The sequence below is a fragment of the Marinobacter sp. C2H3 genome (genome assembly GCF_037080155.1).
Taxonomy (GTDB): Bacteria; Pseudomonadota; Gammaproteobacteria; order Pseudomonadales; family Oleiphilaceae; genus Marinobacter.
Genome location: NZ_JBBBNZ010000002.1, coordinates 339134 through 354344 on the forward strand (window position 1 = coordinate 339134; position 15211 = coordinate 354344).

Annotated in this window: 15 protein-coding genes; 10 read left to right on the forward strand and 5 right to left on the reverse strand. The window is 63.8% G+C overall.

The genetic code is table 11. The features are described from left to right. Nucleotides 1–4: 4 nt before the first annotated feature. Both V3388_RS06645 and V3388_RS06650 read right to left on the reverse strand, forming a co-directional pair. Nucleotides 5–631 carry a MotA/TolQ/ExbB proton channel family protein gene (locus V3388_RS06645; protein WP_336366751.1) on the reverse strand — a complete coding sequence of 209 codons (627 nt, stop codon included), beginning with the start codon at nt 629–631 and terminating at the stop codon, nt 5–7. 103 nt (nt 632–734) lie between these two features. Beyond that, the gene (locus tag V3388_RS06650) at nt 735–3158 is read right to left on the reverse strand and encodes a DNA internalization-related competence protein ComEC/Rec2 (protein ID WP_336366752.1); all 2424 of its coding nucleotides are present in this window, start codon (nt 3156–3158) and stop codon (nt 735–737) included. 92 nt (nt 3159–3250) lie between these two features. On the opposite strand from V3388_RS06650, the gene V3388_RS06655 reads away from it, so the two are divergent. Continuing rightward, nucleotides 3251–3784: a DUF2062 domain-containing protein gene (locus tag V3388_RS06655; RefSeq protein WP_336366753.1), complete on the forward strand. Its 534-nt coding sequence runs from the start codon at nt 3251–3253 to the stop codon at nt 3782–3784. On the opposite strand, the gene lolD is transcribed toward V3388_RS06655, so the two are convergent. Beyond that, complete coding sequence (lolD, locus tag V3388_RS06660) at nt 3772–4482, reverse strand: lipoprotein-releasing ABC transporter ATP-binding protein LolD (protein ID WP_336366754.1); 711 nt, start codon at nt 4480–4482, stop codon at nt 3772–3774. The two genes, V3388_RS06655 and lolD, sit on opposite strands and share 13 nt — an antisense overlap. Continuing rightward, entirely contained in the window at nt 4475–5716 is a 1242-nt protein-coding gene (locus V3388_RS06665; protein WP_336366755.1) for a lipoprotein-releasing ABC transporter permease subunit, read from the reverse strand. The genes lolD and V3388_RS06665 overlap by 8 nt, the downstream gene beginning before the upstream one ends. Nucleotides 5717–5932: 216 nt before the next feature. Between V3388_RS06665 and V3388_RS06670 the strand changes: the two genes are divergently transcribed. The 9 genes from V3388_RS06670 to infA all read left to right on the forward strand — a co-directional run bounded on the left by V3388_RS06670 (nt 5933) and on the right by infA (nt 12859). Further along, nucleotides 5933–6544, forward strand: coding sequence for a PilZ domain-containing protein (locus V3388_RS06670; RefSeq protein WP_336366756.1), 612 nt, complete (start codon nt 5933–5935; stop codon nt 6542–6544). A 103-nt stretch (nt 6545–6647) separates the two neighbouring features. Then, nucleotides 6648–6953 carry a hypothetical protein gene (locus V3388_RS06675; RefSeq protein WP_336366757.1) on the forward strand — a complete coding sequence of 102 codons (306 nt, stop codon included), beginning with the start codon at nt 6648–6650 and terminating at the stop codon, nt 6951–6953. 104 nt (nt 6954–7057) lie between these two features. Next, a complete protein-coding gene (locus V3388_RS06680; RefSeq protein WP_336367291.1) occupies nt 7058–8110 on the forward strand; it encodes an agmatine deiminase family protein in 1053 nt (350 codons plus the stop codon). Then, nucleotides 8107–9015 (forward strand): carbon-nitrogen hydrolase, encoded by a 909-nt coding sequence (locus V3388_RS06685; protein WP_336366758.1) that lies wholly within the window; start codon nt 8107–8109, stop codon nt 9013–9015. Before V3388_RS06680 ends, V3388_RS06685 begins: the two co-directional genes overlap by 4 nt. A gap of 30 nt (nt 9016–9045) precedes the next feature. After that, nucleotides 9046–9957, forward strand: a complete 912-nt coding sequence (locus V3388_RS06690) for an AAA family ATPase (protein ID WP_336366759.1) — start codon at nt 9046–9048, stop codon at nt 9955–9957. Between the two features lie 194 nt (nt 9958–10151). Continuing rightward, entirely contained in the window at nt 10152–11105 is a 954-nt protein-coding gene (trxB, locus tag V3388_RS06695; RefSeq protein ID WP_336366760.1) for a thioredoxin-disulfide reductase, read from the forward strand. Nucleotides 11106–11129: 24 nt separating this feature from the next. After that, nucleotides 11130–11843 (forward strand): leucyl/phenylalanyl-tRNA--protein transferase, encoded by a 714-nt coding sequence (aat, locus tag V3388_RS06700; RefSeq protein WP_336366761.1) that lies wholly within the window; start codon nt 11130–11132, stop codon nt 11841–11843. Continuing rightward, nucleotides 11844–12557: an arginyltransferase gene (locus tag V3388_RS06705; protein ID WP_336366762.1), complete on the forward strand. Its 714-nt coding sequence runs from the start codon at nt 11844–11846 to the stop codon at nt 12555–12557. 83 nt (nt 12558–12640) lie between these two features. Continuing rightward, complete coding sequence (infA, locus tag V3388_RS06710; RefSeq protein WP_014421226.1) at nt 12641–12859, forward strand: translation initiation factor IF-1; 219 nt, start codon at nt 12641–12643, stop codon at nt 12857–12859. Nucleotides 12860–12936: 77 nt separating this feature from the next. Here the strand turns inward: infA and clpA are convergent, their stop codons facing one another. Beyond that, entirely contained in the window at nt 12937–15207 is a 2271-nt protein-coding gene (gene clpA, locus V3388_RS06715) for an ATP-dependent Clp protease ATP-binding subunit ClpA (RefSeq protein WP_336366763.1), read from the reverse strand. Nucleotides 15208–15211 lie beyond the last annotated feature (4 nt).

Sequence of the window (15211 nt, forward strand, 5' to 3'; positions counted from 1 at the left end):
GCGTTCAGGCTCCTTCCACGTCAATTTCCCGGTCGCCGTGGACCACTTCCACCAGCTTGACCGCTTCCTGTTCCATGTTCACCACCAGCTCATCCACCCGTCGGATGAAATAGCGGTGACAGATCAGGGCCGGAATGGCGATGCTCAGGCCCGCAGCGGTGGTGATGAGGGCCTGGGAAATGCCGCCGGCCAGGTTGCCCGCCTTACCGACGCCGGCGGTCTGAATGTCCGCGAACACTTCGATCATCCCGATCACAGTGCCCAGCAGGCCCAGCAGCGGAGAAATGGTGGCCACCGTGCCCAGAGGATTCAGGAATCGCTCCAGCTCGTGGATGACCTGGCTGGCCTCATGCTCGATGCTTTCTTTCATGATGTCGCGGCCGTGCTTGGCGTTCAGCAGGCCACTGGCCAGTACCCGCCCCATCGGCGAGGACGCCTGCAGCGCCTTGAGCTTGCGGCCATTCAGATCCTTGTTCTTGATCCAGCGCCAGAGTTCGTTGATGGTCTGGGGCGGCGCCACGCGGGACACCCGCAGGGACCAGAAGCGTTCCAGAACGATGGCAAGGGCCAGAATGGAACAGGCCACAATGGGCACCATCATGATACCGCCGGCTTTGAGCAACTCGAACACGCGTGGGTCTCCCTGATCAGTTTCAAGCCGCGCTACTTTAGCATAGCTGCCCCCGGTGACCACAGCGGCAAACGCCGCTTGCCCGGCCAACGACCGCCGGAACTCAGGGCGTGTGACATCGCCGCCGTGCCAGACCCTTGCCGCCGATCCAGAACGGAGCCCGGTCAACGGACCGGGCGATGCGCAACCGGCCCGCGGGCGCTGACAGCACCAGGCCGCCGGTGCAGGCGGTATTGAGGGCCCGGGCACCCGCGGCCCTGTACCGGTCCGCCACCGCGGGGCTGGGATGGCCAAACCGGTGTCGATAACCGGCGCTGTAGATCACCCATTCCGGTGCGAGTTCCTTCACCCAGGCGGAAGATGACGACGTGTTGCTGCCGTGGTGGGGCGCAATCACAACTCGGTGCCAGGCCCTGCGGCCGCCTCTGCCAGACACCGCCATAGGGGTGTCACGGAGAAACGCCGCCTCGCCCGTCGCAGTCAGATCCCCCGGAAGCAGCCACTGGACGCGGCTTTGCGGCTCCTCCAGAACCAAAACGCAGGACGCATCGTTGCCCTCGGGCACCGTGCCGGGTGCCCCTGCCCATTGCCAGTAACGCGCCGAGAGGGCGCCCAGGTGCGTCTGCTGCGAACGACAGGGCCGGATCGCCGGGTGTGGCAGTCCGGCCAGTCGCTTGCCAATGGGGCCGGGCTCGCCGGTGATGACCTGGCCCACGGGAACCGCCGCCAGCAACTCGGCCAGCCCGCCGGAGTGATCCCGGTCGGCGTGGCTCAGCACCAGGGTATCAATCCGTTGAACCCCCAGCGTCTTCAATTCTGGCAACACGGTGGATTCCACCGCCGAAAAAACGCCCGGCACACCGGGGCCGGTATCGTACAAGAGCACCTGCCGCCCGCTCCGCACAAGTACCGACAGCCCCTGCCCCACATCCAACACAAGGACCTCCGGTGTCATAACCGGTGGGTTGCGCGGCGGATTCGCAGGTACGTTGCCAGCGCCCGGCATCGACGTCAGCCCGACCGCCATCAGCAGCATGCCCACCAGCCCACGCCCCGGCGCCACCGGCAGACGCAGCGCCAGCAAACCGGTGGCGGCGGCCGGCCAGAGCACGCCCGCGGACACCGCCAGAATCGGCCACTCCTGCCCGGCCAGCCACTCCAGCGTCCGCCACAGCGGCGCAATGACAACATCCATGGCCCACCCGGCCGTGTCCGCGACGCCCGGCAACACCGCCGCAAGCAGACCGCCAAGAATGACCACCGGCATCACCACAAACGACACCCAGGGAATAGCCACCAGATTGGCAAACGCACCGGCGAGCGGTTGACCAAGACCAAACGCCATGAGCACCGGCCAGAGTCCCAGGAAGATGCCCGCCTGAGCGAGAAACAGGCTGCCCAGGCCGCCGGCGCTGCGCCATCGTCCGGCAAACACCCACATCAGCACCGCAACCGCCGCGAACGACAGCCAGAATCCCTGGTCCAGAGGTGCAAACGGATCGAGCAACAGCACGATGGCCAGGGCGTAGCCGTAGCCGTGCCACGCCGGGCGCTGCCTGGCGGCAATCCAGGTGGCCCCGGCGACCAGCACCATCACCAGCGCTCGCCGGGTGGGCACGGTGAAACCGGCGGCCAGGGCATAGACCACGCAAACCATCGCCACCACGGCAAAGACGCCCCGTCGACGCCCAACCTCTGTCAAGCCGACGGGGGCCAGCCAGAGCATCGCCCACCGGGCCAGAGCACCGGCGGCTATCGCCACCAGTCCCAGGTGAAGGCCGGAGATGGCCACCAGGTGCACGGTGCCGGTTTGTCGCAGCACCTTCCACTGGGCGTCCGTCACCGCGCGTCGATCGCCCAGCATCAGGGAGGCAATCAGGGCAGTGTATCGAGTGCTGCCAAAGCGCTCGGTGGCCCAATCGGTGAGCGCGCGGTGCCAGCGGGCATACCGGCAGACGATGGGGCACGGAAGCCCGGGTGCCGCCTCCGCTGACTTCACCGAGCCGGTGGCCCGGTACCCATGCCGGAACAGCCAGGTTTCATAGCGAAAGCCGGCCTCGTTGAGGGTGCCGTGGGGGCGTTTGAGCACCACCATCAACCGCAGCCGGTGACCGGCGAGCACCTGTGGGTCGCCCCCATACCAACTGAGGCGGAGTTTGCTCGGAAGGCCACTGGCCATTTGGCCGGGCCAGCGGATGACGCACAGGCCGAACCGCAGGCTGTCGAAACTGCCGGGGGTGACCGCGTCACAGACGTAGCCCTCGACCGGGACGCGGGCTCCCTCCAGCGCCTCGGGCAGACGCTCATCAAGCCGGCTACCGGCAATGACCGCGGCCCATAACATCCCGGTGAGAAAAGCGCACAGAGCGATCACGACCAAAGGAGGGGTAGTCCGGCGCGTCCAGCCAACGTAAAACAGCGAAAGAATCGCAGAGGCAATCAGCCACGGTGGTGGCACGATCGGCAGCGGGTACAGTAAAATAACGCCCAGCGAGAACGCCAGTGCGCCAATGGGCAGAGCGGACATTCCCTGTCCTCCTGTCACGTCCTTGAGTTGGGCGCGCTCCCTGCACCCGGTTTAGCTGGCCGCCCCAGGGCAGCCTTCAGGCAGAATCCTCAATGCCAAAGAAGTTCATAAAACGCTACCTGCCAACGCCCGAGAAAATGCAGTCCATCGAGTCGCTGCAATTTCTGGGCGATGTGCTGCACGAGCCCAACCTGTGGCACATCAACCGGCACTGCGTGGCACGGGCCTTCCTGATTGGCGTCTGGTTCTGTTTTATTCCGATGCCCTTCCAGATGGTGGCGGCCGCGTTCTTCGCCATCTGGTTCAACGCCAACCTGCCGTTATCCGTGGTGCTGGTGTGGATCAGCAACCCGATCACCATGCCGCCGCTATTCTATTTCAACTACAAGGTGGGCGCCTGGGTACTGCATCGACCGGTGTTGCCGTTTGACTTCGAGCTGTCCTGGAGCTGGATCAGCGAGCGCCTGGTGGAGATCGGTATCCCGCTGTACGTAGGCTCGGTGATCGTTGCCACGTTTTTTGCGGGACTGTCCTACGTGATCATCCAGTATCTCTGGCGCCGAAAAATCCGGGCCGACTGGCGCGAACGCCGGCAGCGTAACGCCGCCAGCCGTCACTCATCCTGAACCAGGCGACCGTGCTCCAGCCTCAGGACGCGCCCCAGGCTCCTGGCCATGGACATATCGTGAGTCACCATCACGAACGCAATCCCGAACTCATCCCGCAGTTGCTCGATCAGGGCGCGCACGCCCTCCCCGGTCTGCTCGTCCAGGTTACCCGTCGGCTCATCCATTAACACACACTGGGGCGCGTTCACCAACGCCCGGGCAATGGCCACCCGCTGGCGCTCACCGCCGGACAGCTCACCGGGTTTGTGGCCCAGGCGCTCGCTCAGGCCCACCTTTTCAAGCATGGCGGTGGCCCGCGACTTTGCCTCCGGTACCTTCTGACGGCCCAGCACACCGGGCATCATCACGTTTTCCAATGCGGTGAACTCGGGTAGCAAGTGGTGAAACTGGTAGACAAAACCCAGGTGGCCGTTGCGGAACCGGGCCCGTGCCCGCTCGGACAGCTTCTTCAGATCCTGGCCACAGATGCGGACCTCACCGGTCGTCGGCCGGTCGAGGCCGCCGAGCAAGTTCAGCAGCGTGGTTTTACCGGCGCCGCTGCTGCCCACGATGGCAACCGTCTCCCCGGCCTGAACGGTGAGAGAGATGCCGCTGAAGATGGTCAGTTTGCCCGGACCCTCGCTGTAGGTGCGGGTGATGTCCCGGCAGTCAATGACCGGCGTGGTGTCGTTCATGGGCGTATTGTCCTTACTCATAACGCAGCGCCTCCGCCGGGTCGATCCGCGAGGCCCGCCAGGCCGGGTAGATAGTGGCCAGCAGGCTCATGGCCAGGCCGGCGCCACTGATGATCGCCACGTCTTCCCACTGAAGCTGAGACGGCAGATAGCTGATAAAGTACACATCCGCGCTGAGGAAGTGGTGCCCGGTGACCTGCTCCAGCCAAGCAATGGCGGCGCTCACGTTGAGCGCACCGAGAATCCCCAGGGTGGTGCCCACCACCGTGCCCACCAGGCCGATAACCGCTCCCTGCACAATGAAGATCCGCAGGATACGGCCCGGCGTCGCCCCCATGGTACGAAGAATGGCAATGTCGGCGGTCTTGTCCGTCACCACCATCACCAGGGTGGACACGATGTTAAACGCGGCAACGGCCACGATGAACATCAACAGCAGGCCAATCATGGTCTTCTCCATGCGGATCGCCTGGAACAGGTTGCCGTGGGTGCGGGTCCAGTCGGAAATGTAATAACGGCCCTTGAGCATTTGCGCCGCTTCCCGGGCCACTTTGGGCGCGGCAAACAGATCATCCACCAGCAGCCGCACGCCCTGGGCCTTACCGTTGGTTCGCATCAGCTTGGATGCGTCGTCCATGTGTACCAGGGTGTAGTTGCCGTCGAGCTCCGCCCCAACGCTGAAAATCCCTTTGACGGTGAACCGCTTGAGACGCGGCAGTACGCCGGCCGGAGTTAACGACGCCTCTGGCAGCACCACCGTGATGCGGTCGCCAAGTTCCAGCCCCAGGCTGTTGGCGGCAATGCGGCCGATGATAATGCCGAACTCGCCGGATTTCAGATCGTCCAGGGAGCCTTCCACCATGTGGTCTTCGATGATGGACACGGTCCGCTCCTGATCGGGCAGGATGCCGTTGAGCAGAATGCCTCGAACGTTGCCGCCCTTGGCGATCATGCCCTGGGCCTGAATGAACGGCGCTGCGGCCTTCACATGGGGGTTGGTCTCGACAATGCGGTCGACCTCCTGCCAATCGTCCAGGGGGCCGTCACCTTCGATGACCGCGTGGGGTACCATGCCCAGGATGCGCTGCTTGAGCTCACGGTCAAACCCGTTCATGACGGAGAGCACAATGATCAGCACCGCCACACCCAGCATCAGCCCGATCATGGACGTCAGCGAAATGAACGAAATAAAGTGGTTCCGGCGTTTGGCCGCGGTGTACCGCAAACCGACGTACAACGAAAGGGGCTTGAACATGAACGGGATGCCTGTTGAGGGTGCCTATAAAGGATGCCTGTGAAAGGTGCCTGTTAAGGATGCCTGTCTCGGGGTATCTGCCAGGATGCCGCTGGCGGCGACCCGGTTGTGAGCCTCACCGCTGACCGGCGCCGTTCCCCGAAGTAGCTGCTAAACTGTTCTGTAAACACTGTTTTTGCTGACCGGCCCGAGCGCCGGAACGCCATCGGAGCCACCATGTCCAACCCATCAGCAGACCCGCACGGCGAGCAATCCGGCGCACCTCTGGCGGACGACCGGCGCGAGTACTTCCGGATTGACGACCGCATTGGCCTGGAGATCCGACCGCTGCCGACGGGGCAGGTTCCCGAGAACCCGACCTTCGACAGCGACATCGGGGCAACCCTGAAAGCGGAACTGCGACGCCATGACCTCGAATTCCGGCAGCACCTTGCGGTGCTGGCCGAGCGGGACCGAACGCTGACCGCGCTGCTCAAGGCTCTGGACAGCAAGCTCGACGCGTTGGCGCGCATTATGGCCCTTGAGCAAAATCCGTTGCAACCGGAGGACTGGCGAGAGGTCACCCTCAGTGAGGGCGGCCTGTCCTTCGAGTGCCTTACCGGCCAGCATGGGATTGGCGACTGCCTGGCCGTCCGGCTGACCCTGCCGCCGGACTTCCTGCAGGCTGAGGGCGTCGTCAGGGTGGTGTCCACCGAACCCGGAGACGCCGCCGGCACAGCCGGTTTCGAACGCCTTCACACCGAGTTCGTCCGCCTGGCCGACGCCGATCGCCAGTCCATCGCCCGGCATGTGATGCGCTGGCAGATTCGCCAACGGCAAACGCGGTAATCTTGCCGATGTCGTGACTTTTCTCAGCAAATTTCAGATATTACGATTTAGACACCCGCGTCATCTGGCGCATTTTGACCCGGATCCAAACGGAGATTTTCCGATGCCCGCACCCAAGACCCTCACCTCGCTGACCCGCGCAGCGCTCCTGGTCCTGTTGTCCACCGCCCCTGTGGCCATGGCTCAGGCCGAAGACCTGGCGCTACCGGTTGGCAGCCAGGCGGAACGGTCCGCCACCAACATGCCCGAGCACGGCCTCAGCCAGGCCTCCGTCCGGGCCCGTTGGGGTGAGCCGCAGGCGGTCCGGGGCCCGGTCGGCCAACCGCCGATCACCCGCTGGGTATACGCCACCTTTACCGTCTATTTCGAGGGCGACCGGGTCATTCATTCGGTACTGAATCCCAAATAAACAGGCCGGTGGCCCTAACCGCCGGGCCACCGGATGTTTTCGCCTGACGTTGCCGATATCGTCCGTTAGAATGGCGCCTTTGCAACTCAAGATGGTTGGTGATTGTGACCTCTACCCGCACCCTGCCCGCCGAATGGGCGCCCCAAAGCGCCGTCATGCTGACCTGGCCGCACCCCGGCACTGACTGGGCCTCCCGCCTGGACGAGGTTGACCCGGTTTTCGACGCCATCGCCCGGGCCGTGCTCCGCCACGAGCACCTGGTGATCAGCTGCGAACACGTCTTTCGGGCCCAGGCCCTGGGGGATGACCTCAACCGGTACGCTCAGGAACACGGCCTTCCGGGACGGGTGATTTCCGTGCCGGCACCGGCCAACGACACTTGGGCCCGGGACCACGGCCCGATCACCGTGATCACGCCGGACGGCCCCGAGCTGCTCGATTTCCGCTTTAACGCCTGGGGCGGCAAGTTCCCTTGGGAAAAGGACGACGCCCTGAACCGTCATCTGGCCAACGCCGGCGCCTTTGGCAAGACCCCGCTGCGGCCGGTCGACCTGGTGCTTGAAGGTGGTTCCATCGAATCCGACGGCCAGGGCACGGTGCTGGCCACCAGCGAATGCCTGCTGACCCCGACCCGCAACCCGGATCTGGACCGGGCGGGCATTGAGGCGGCGCTGTCCGAGCTCCTCGGCGCCAAACGGGTGCTGTGGCTTAACCACGGCTACCTGGCCGGCGATGACACCGACAGCCACATCGACACCCTGGCCCGTTTCTGCGCCCCGGACCACCTCTGCTACGTGCGCTGCACGGACACCAATGACGAGCACTACCAGGCCCTGGCGGCCATGGAAGAAGAACTGCGGGAGTTCCGCCAGGCCAACGGTGAGCCTTACCGGCTGACCGCCCTGCCCTGGCCCGACGCCATCCACGACGAGGACGGCGAGCGGCTGCCCGCCACTTACGCCAATTTCCTGATCATCAACGGGGCAGTTCTGGTGCCAGTTTACGACGTGCCGCAGGACGCCGACGCGCTGACGGTGTTCCGGGAAATCTTTGCCGACCGGGAAATCGTGCCGGTGCCCTGCCGCCCCCTGATCGCCCAGCATGGCAGCCTGCACTGCGTGACCATGCAAATTCCGGAAGGAGTCGTCCAGCCGTGAGCCGATCCCTACGCATTGCCGCCGTCCAGCAGACCTGCAGCCCCAACAAGGCCGACAGCCTCGCCATCACTGAACGCCTGGTCCGCGACGCCGCCGCTGGTGGCGCCGAACTGGTGGTACTGCAGGAATTGCACGCCACCCTGTATTTCTGCCAGACCGAAGATACCGACGTGTTTGATCTGGCGGAGCCGATTCCCGGGCCCACCAGCGGGCGCCTGTCTGCCCTGGCCAGAGAGCTGGACATTGTGCTGGTCGGCTCCATCTTCGAGCGGCGCATGAACGGGGTCTACCACAACACCGCCGTGGTGTTCGAACGGGACGGTTCGCTCGCCGGGCTGTATCGGAAAATGCACATTCCGGACGATCCGGGGTTCTACGAGAAGTTCTATTTCACCCCGGGGGACGCCACGTTCAACGACGGCCGCAGCGGCTTCACCCCCATCGACACCTCCGTGGGTCGGCTGGGCGTGCTGGTCTGCTGGGACCAATGGTACCCGGAGGCGGCCCGGCTGATGGCCCTGGCAGGCGCGGACCTGCTGATCTACCCGACCGCGATTGGCTGGGACGTAACCGACGATCCGGACGAACAGGCCCGCCAGCTGGACGCCTGGGTGACGGTTCAGCGGGGCCACGCGGTGGCCAATAATCTGCCGGTTGTCGCACCCAACCGGGTCGGCGTGGAGCCGGACCCATCCGGCCAGAGCGACGGCATCCGCTTCTGGGGCAACAGCTTTATCTGCGGCCCCCAGGGCGAATTCCTGGCTCGGGCGGACGAACACCAGGAAACCTTGCTGTTTGCCACGCTGGACCGTGATCGAACGGAATCGGTTCGCCGCATCTGGCCGTATCTGAGAGACCGGCGTATCGACGCCTACGGCGACATTCTCAAACGGGTCCGGGACTGATCCGGCCCGACCCCACGCACTGGAGCGGGCATGACGGCATTCTCGGACGATCTGGTTGACGCCCTTAACGGCATTCTTCTTGGCAAGGATCGGCAGGTCCGGCTGGCGCTGTGTGGCCTGCTGGCCCGGGGCCATCTGTTGATTGAAGACATTCCCGGCATGGGCAAAACCACCCTGGCCCATGCCCTGGCCCGCATTCTGGGGCTCAGCTACCGGCGCATCCAGTTTACCAATGACATGCTTCCGGCGGACGTGCTGGGGTATTCCCTGTTCGATCGACAGGCCGGGGGCCTGGTATTCCACCCCGGCCCCATCTTTGCCCAGGTGGTTCTGGCGGACGAAATCAACCGGGCTTCTCCCCGCACGCAGAGTGCGCTGCTGGAGGCCATGGAAGAACGTCAGGTGTCCATCGAGGGCGAAACCCGCCCCCTGCCCAGGCCGTTTTTCGTGATCGCCACCCAGAACCCGGTGGAACAGGGCGGCACATTTCCCCTGCCGGAATCCCAGCTGGACCGGTTCCTGATGCGCATCAGCCTGGGCTACCCGGACCCGGCCGCCGAGCGGGCCCTGCTGGAGGGTGAGGACCGCCGGGCCATGAGCGACCGGCTTGGTCCGATGATGGATGCGGATCGCCTGGCGGCCCTTCAGGAACAGGTAGACGCAGTGACCGCGAGCCCCGCGTTGCTCGACTACCTGCAACGGCTGCTGACCCAGAGCCGGCAGATGCCCGGCGTGCTCTACGGCCTGTCGCCCCGGGCGGGGCTGGGGCTGCTGCGGGCCGCTCGGGCCTGGGCGTTGATGGCGGGGCGCCAGCACGTTCTGCCCGACGACGTCCAGGCGGTGTTCCCGTCCATTGCCGGCCATCGCCTGGAACAGGGCGAATCCGGCAAGAGCGAGGTTCGGGTCCGCGAGCTGCTGACCCGGGTGCCGGTTTTGCCTTAGGGCCTGCCCTGGCCGCCCGGGCTGAAACGCCTAAGGACATAGCAAGGTTTTATAACCGGAATTGGCTGAAACGAATGGTTCAGGCCCGGTTTCATGGTAGCCTTGCGGCATTCGAATTCGCGCGCCCGGCCCCGGGGCAGGCACCCGTTCATGCCATCGGTGGGCACGCCTAACCCTATCAGTGAGAGACGTTCATGAGCGACACCCAGCATTCCCGACTGATCATTCTCGGCTCCGGCCCTGCTGGCTACACCGCGGCCGTTTACGCGGCCCGAGCCAACCTGAACCCGACCCTGATCACCGGCATTGAAGTGGGTGGCCAGTTGACCACCACCACGGATGTCGATAACTGGCCGGGGGACAACGACGGCGTGCAGGGCCCGGAGTTGATGCAGCGCATGCAGAAGCACGCCGAGCGCTTTGATACGAAGATCGTCTACGACACCATCAACGAGGCTGACCTGCGCAATCGTCCGTTCCGCCTGAAAGGCGACAGCGGCGAGTACACCTGCGACGCACTGATCATCGCCACCGGCGCTTCCGCGATGTACCTGGGGCTGGAATCCGAAGAGAAATTCAAGGGCCAGGGCGTCTCCGCCTGTGCTACCTGCGACGGTTTCTTCTATCGCAAGAAGAAAGTCGCGGTGATCGGCGGCGGCAACACCGCCGTGGAAGAAGCCCTGTACCTGTCCAACCTGGCCGAAGAGGTCATCCTGGTGCACCGCCGGGACAGCCTGCGGGCCGAGAAAATCCTGCAGGACAAGCTGTTCGAGAAAGCCCGCAACGGCAACGTCACCCTGGTGTGGGACCACACCCTCGATGAAGTCCTGGGCGACAACACCGGCGTCACCGGCATGCGCATCCGCAGTACCAAAGATGACAGCACCCGGGACATCGACCTGGCCGGCGTGTTCATTGCCATCGGCCATAAGCCGAACACCTCGCTGTTCGAGGGCCAGTTGGAGATGACCAACGGCTACCTGAACATCCGCTCTGGCCTCGACGGCATGGCAACGGAAACCAGCGTGCCGGGTGTGTTTGCCGCTGGCGACGTGGCAGACCACGTCTACCGCCAGGCGATCACCTCCGCCGGCTTCGGCTGCATGGCGGCCTTGGACGCGGAAAAGTTTCTGGACCAGCCGGCGTAACGCCGGCCACCCTGAAGGCATCGGATGGCCTCACTGCCCTGGCTTGACCCGGAGTATCTCTGGTTTCCGCCCGCCGACGAGGCGTTGGACGACCCCGACGGACTGCTGGCCCTCGGGGGCGACCTGAGCCCGGAACGTCTGATACTGGCGTACCGAAGCGGGATTTTCCCCTGGTACAGCGACGACCAGCCCATCCTCTGGTGGTCTCCAGACCCCCGGTGCGTGCTGTTTCCCGATGAGATCCACGTGTCCCGCAGCCTGAGGCGCACGCTGAACCAACGCCGCTTCCGGGTCACCTTTGATCGCCAGTTCGGCCGAATCATCCGCCTGTGTGGCAGTACCCGCCCGGAGGGCACCTGGATTACCGACGAGATGGTTGCCGCCTACACCGAACTGCACCGGCGCGGCGTCGCCCACTCCATTGAAGTCTGGACGCCCCGGGGCGAACTGGCCGGCGGCATGTACGGTGTGGCCATTGGCCGCTGCTTTTTCGGCGAATCCATGTTCTCGCTGCAGACCAACGCCTCCAAGGTGCTGATGGTACACCTGGCGAATCAGCTCCGGCTCTGGGGTTACCGGGTGATGGACTGCCAGGTGGAGAGCAGTCACCTGCTCACCATGGGCGCCCGCAGCATCCCAAGAACCGAGTTTTTATCTATACTCAGCGCAGGCGTGGACGAGGTACCGGCACAGACCGACTGGCGTCTGCGCTGGACATGGACCGGGACGGAGGTGTGAATGAGCAGCCTCAGAACGCTGGTGTTCTTCGCAACGCCACCGCACCACTGCAGCTACCTGCCCGACCGCCAGGCCACCACCATGTTTGTGGACCCGCGGGCGACCATCGACAAACGACTTTATAGCCAGCTCACCGCGCTGGGCTTTCGTCGCAGCGGCTCCCACTATTACCGGCCGCACTGCGAAAACTGCAACGCCTGTATCCCCGTGCGCCTGAAGGTGGAGCCGTTCGAGCCGGACAGAGGCCAGCGTCGCGTCATGGTCCGTAACGAGGATCTGACCTGCACGCTGACCCCGGCGGCGTTCACCGAGGACGGCTACCGGCTTTACGCCCGGTACATTGAGCAGCGGCACCGGGACGGCGATATGTATCCGCCCTCCCGGGAACAGTTCCTGTCGTTCCTGGTGGAAGGCGCAACCGACTCCTGGTTTCTGGAAATGCGCCTGGACGATCGCCTTGTCGGCCTGGCGGCGGTGGACGTGCTCGACGACGGCCTGTCCGCCATCTACACCGTGTTCGATCCGGACCTGGAAAAACGCAGCCTCGGCACCTTCGCCGTGCTCTGGCAGATTGAGGAAGCCCGTCGTCGTGGATTGCCCCACCTATACCTCGGTTACTGGATTCGCGAGTGCCGGAAAATGAACTACAAAACCCGCTTCCGCCCCATCGAAGCGCTCAAGGATGGCCACTGGCGGCCGTTGAAAGAGGCGTGATTTTTGCCATATGGCGATAATTCAGGCAGAATTGCGCCATTTAAAATCACCAGAAAGCTTAGTCAAAACGAGGTTCCTACTGAATGGCGAAATCAGATGTCATTGAAATGGAAGGCGTCATCATCGACACCCTTCCCAACACCATGTTCCGGGTAGAGCTCAGCAATGGCCACGTGGTCACCGCCCACATTTCCGGCAAGATGCGCAAGAACTACATCCGCATCCTGACCGGCGACAAGGTCAAGGTGGAGCTGACCCCGTACGACCTGAGCAAGGGCCGCATCGTGTACCGCGCCCGCTGACCCAGCGCCAGTGACATCTGAAAAACCCCGCCGAAGCGGGGTTTTTTGGTTTTGGAGGATGGGCGCGCCGGCGGTCGTCAGACCGCTTCCGCCGGCTCATCCTCGTAATCGAACTCCAGTTCGTCGCCTTTGAGGTGCACGTACACGTCGCCGCCGTGGTCGGAAAGCCGGCCAAACAGGATCTGCTCGGCCAGAGGCCGCTTGATCTTGTCCTGGATCAGGCGGGACATGGGCCGGGCGCCCATGGTCACGTCGTAACCTTTCTCCGCCAGCCAGGCTTTGGCCTCGTCGTCCACGTGCAACACCACATGCTTCTCGTCCAGCTGGGCCTGCAGTTCGGTGAGGAACTTGTCCACCACGTGGGTAATGGTGGTCTTCTGCAGATCCGCGAACTGGATGATCGCATCCAGGCGGTTGCGGAACTCCGGCGTAAAGGTCTTGGTGATCACCTCCATGCCGTCCGTGCTGTGGTCCTGTTCGCTGAAGCCGATGGAACGACGGGCCATACTCTCAGCACCGGCGTTGGTGGTCATCACCAGGATCACGTGACGGAAATCCGCCTTGCGGCCGTTGTTATCGGTGAGCGTGCCGTGGTCCATGACCTGCAGCAGCAGGTTGAACACCTCCGGGTGCGCCTTCTCGATTTCATCCAGCAGCAGCACGCAGTGCGGGTGCTTGTTGACCGCCTCGGTCAGCAGGCCGCCCTGGTCATAGCCGACGTAGCCCGGGGGCGCACCGATCAGCCGTGACACGGTGTGCCGCTCCATGTACTCGGACATGTCAAAGCGTACCAGCTCAATGCCCAGCACTTTCGCCAGCTGACGGGTCACCTCCGTTTTACCAACCCCGGTGGGGCCGGCAAACAGGAAGGCCCCTTCCGGTTTCTCAGGCGCCTTGAGCCCGGCCCTGGCCAGCTTGATGGCCGTGGACAGGGATTCGATGGCCGGGTCCTGGCCGAACACCACCATCTTCAGGTCCCGCTCGATGTTGCGCAGCAGTTCCTTGTCGCTGGTGGAGACGTTTTTCGGCGGAATCCGCGCGATGTTGGCCACCACGTCTTCGATTTCCGGCACGTCCACGGTCAGGGTGCGCTTGTCTTCCGGCAGCATGCGCTGGCGGGCGCCGGCCTCGTCGATCACATCAATCGCTTTGTCCGGCAGGTGCCGGTCGGTGATGTACCGGTCCGCCAGTTCGGCGGCGACCCGCAAGGCCCGATCCGTGTACTTCAGCTCGTGGTGTTTCTCGAAGTTCGGCTTCAGACCCTTGAGAATCTGGTAAGTATCCTCAACGCTCGGCTCGTTCACATCAATCTTCTGGAAGCGACGGGCCAGGGCGTTGTCCTTCTCGAAAATACCCCGGAATTCCTGGAACGTGGTGGAGCCAATGCAGCGGATCTCACCGGAACCGAGCATGGGCTTGAGCAGGTTGGACGCGTCCATCACCCCACCGGACGCCGATCCGGCACCGATAATGGTGTGAATCTCGTCGATGAACAGGATGGCGTGCTTCTGTTTCTTCAGGTCGCTCAGCAGGCCCTTAAGCCGCTTTTCGAAGTCACCACGGTATTTGGTGCCCGCCAGCAACGCGCCCATGTCCAGGGAGTAGACCACTGCGTCAGAAATAATGTCCGGCACCTGGCCGTCCACGATGCGCTTGGCCAGGCCCTCGGCAATGGCGGTCTTGCCGACGCCGGCTTCCCCCACCAGTAGCGGGTTGTTCTTGCGGCGCCGAGCGAGGATCTGAACGACCCGCTCAACCTCGTGCTCACGACCAATCAGCGGATCGATACGGCCTTTACGGGCCTGCTCGTTCAGGTTGGTGGCGTAGGTTTCCAGCGGCTTGGACTGACCGCCCTCCTCGCCCATTTCCTCCTGGGCCGCCTGTTCGTTGCCCTCATCGTCCTCGGCCCCTTGCACGCGGGAAATGCCGTGGGAGACAAAGTTGACCACGTCAATGCGGGCGATGCTCTGCTTCTTCAGCACGTACACCGCCTGGCTTTCCTGCTCGCTGAAAATGGCCACCAGCACGTTGGCGCCGGTCACCTCCTTCTTGCCGGAAGACTGCACGTGAAATACCGCGCGCTGCAGCACGCGCTGGAAGCCCAGGGTCGGCTGGGTTTCACGCTCGCTGTCGTTGCTGGGGATCAGTGGTGTGGTGGAATCGACGAACTCGATCAGTTCCTCTTCAAGGCGCCGCAGGTCCGCGCCACAGGCTTTGAGTACGCCCACCGCCGATTCGTTGTCGAGAAGGGCCAGCAGCAAATGCTCCACCGTCATGAACTCATGACGCTTGTCCCGGGCATTTTTGAAGGCCGTATTCAGCGTAATTTCAAGATCTTTGCTCAGCATGGGC

What these genes read in the sequence shown, in the direction of transcription:
- V3388_RS06650 (WP_336366752.1), bottom strand. Translation starts at nt 3,158, where the DNA reads ATGTCCGCTCTGCCCATTGGCGCACTGGCGTTCTCGCTGGGCGTTATT.
- V3388_RS06655 (WP_336366753.1), top strand. Translation starts at nt 3,251, where the DNA reads ATGCCAAAGAAGTTCATAAAACGCTACCTGCCAACGCCCGAGAAAATG.
- lolD (WP_336366754.1), bottom strand. Translation starts at nt 4,482, where the DNA reads ATGAGTAAGGACAATACGCCCATGAACGACACCACGCCGGTCATTGAC.
- V3388_RS06665 (WP_336366755.1), bottom strand. Translation starts at nt 5,716, where the DNA reads ATGTTCAAGCCCCTTTCGTTGTACGTCGGTTTGCGGTACACCGCGGCC.
- V3388_RS06670 (WP_336366756.1), top strand. Translation starts at nt 5,933, where the DNA reads ATGTCCAACCCATCAGCAGACCCGCACGGCGAGCAATCCGGCGCACCT.
- V3388_RS06675 (WP_336366757.1), top strand. Translation starts at nt 6,648, where the DNA reads ATGCCCGCACCCAAGACCCTCACCTCGCTGACCCGCGCAGCGCTCCTG.
- V3388_RS06690 (WP_336366759.1), top strand. Translation starts at nt 9,046, where the DNA reads ATGACGGCATTCTCGGACGATCTGGTTGACGCCCTTAACGGCATTCTT.
- trxB (WP_336366760.1), top strand. Translation starts at nt 10,152, where the DNA reads ATGAGCGACACCCAGCATTCCCGACTGATCATTCTCGGCTCCGGCCCT.
- aat (WP_336366761.1), top strand. Translation starts at nt 11,130, where the DNA reads ATGGCCTCACTGCCCTGGCTTGACCCGGAGTATCTCTGGTTTCCGCCC.
- V3388_RS06705 (WP_336366762.1), top strand. Translation starts at nt 11,844, where the DNA reads ATGAGCAGCCTCAGAACGCTGGTGTTCTTCGCAACGCCACCGCACCAC.
- infA (WP_014421226.1), top strand. Translation starts at nt 12,641, where the DNA reads ATGGCGAAATCAGATGTCATTGAAATGGAAGGCGTCATCATCGACACC.
- clpA (WP_336366763.1), bottom strand. Translation starts at nt 15,207, where the DNA reads ATGCTGAGCAAAGATCTTGAAATTACGCTGAATACGGCCTTCAAAAAT.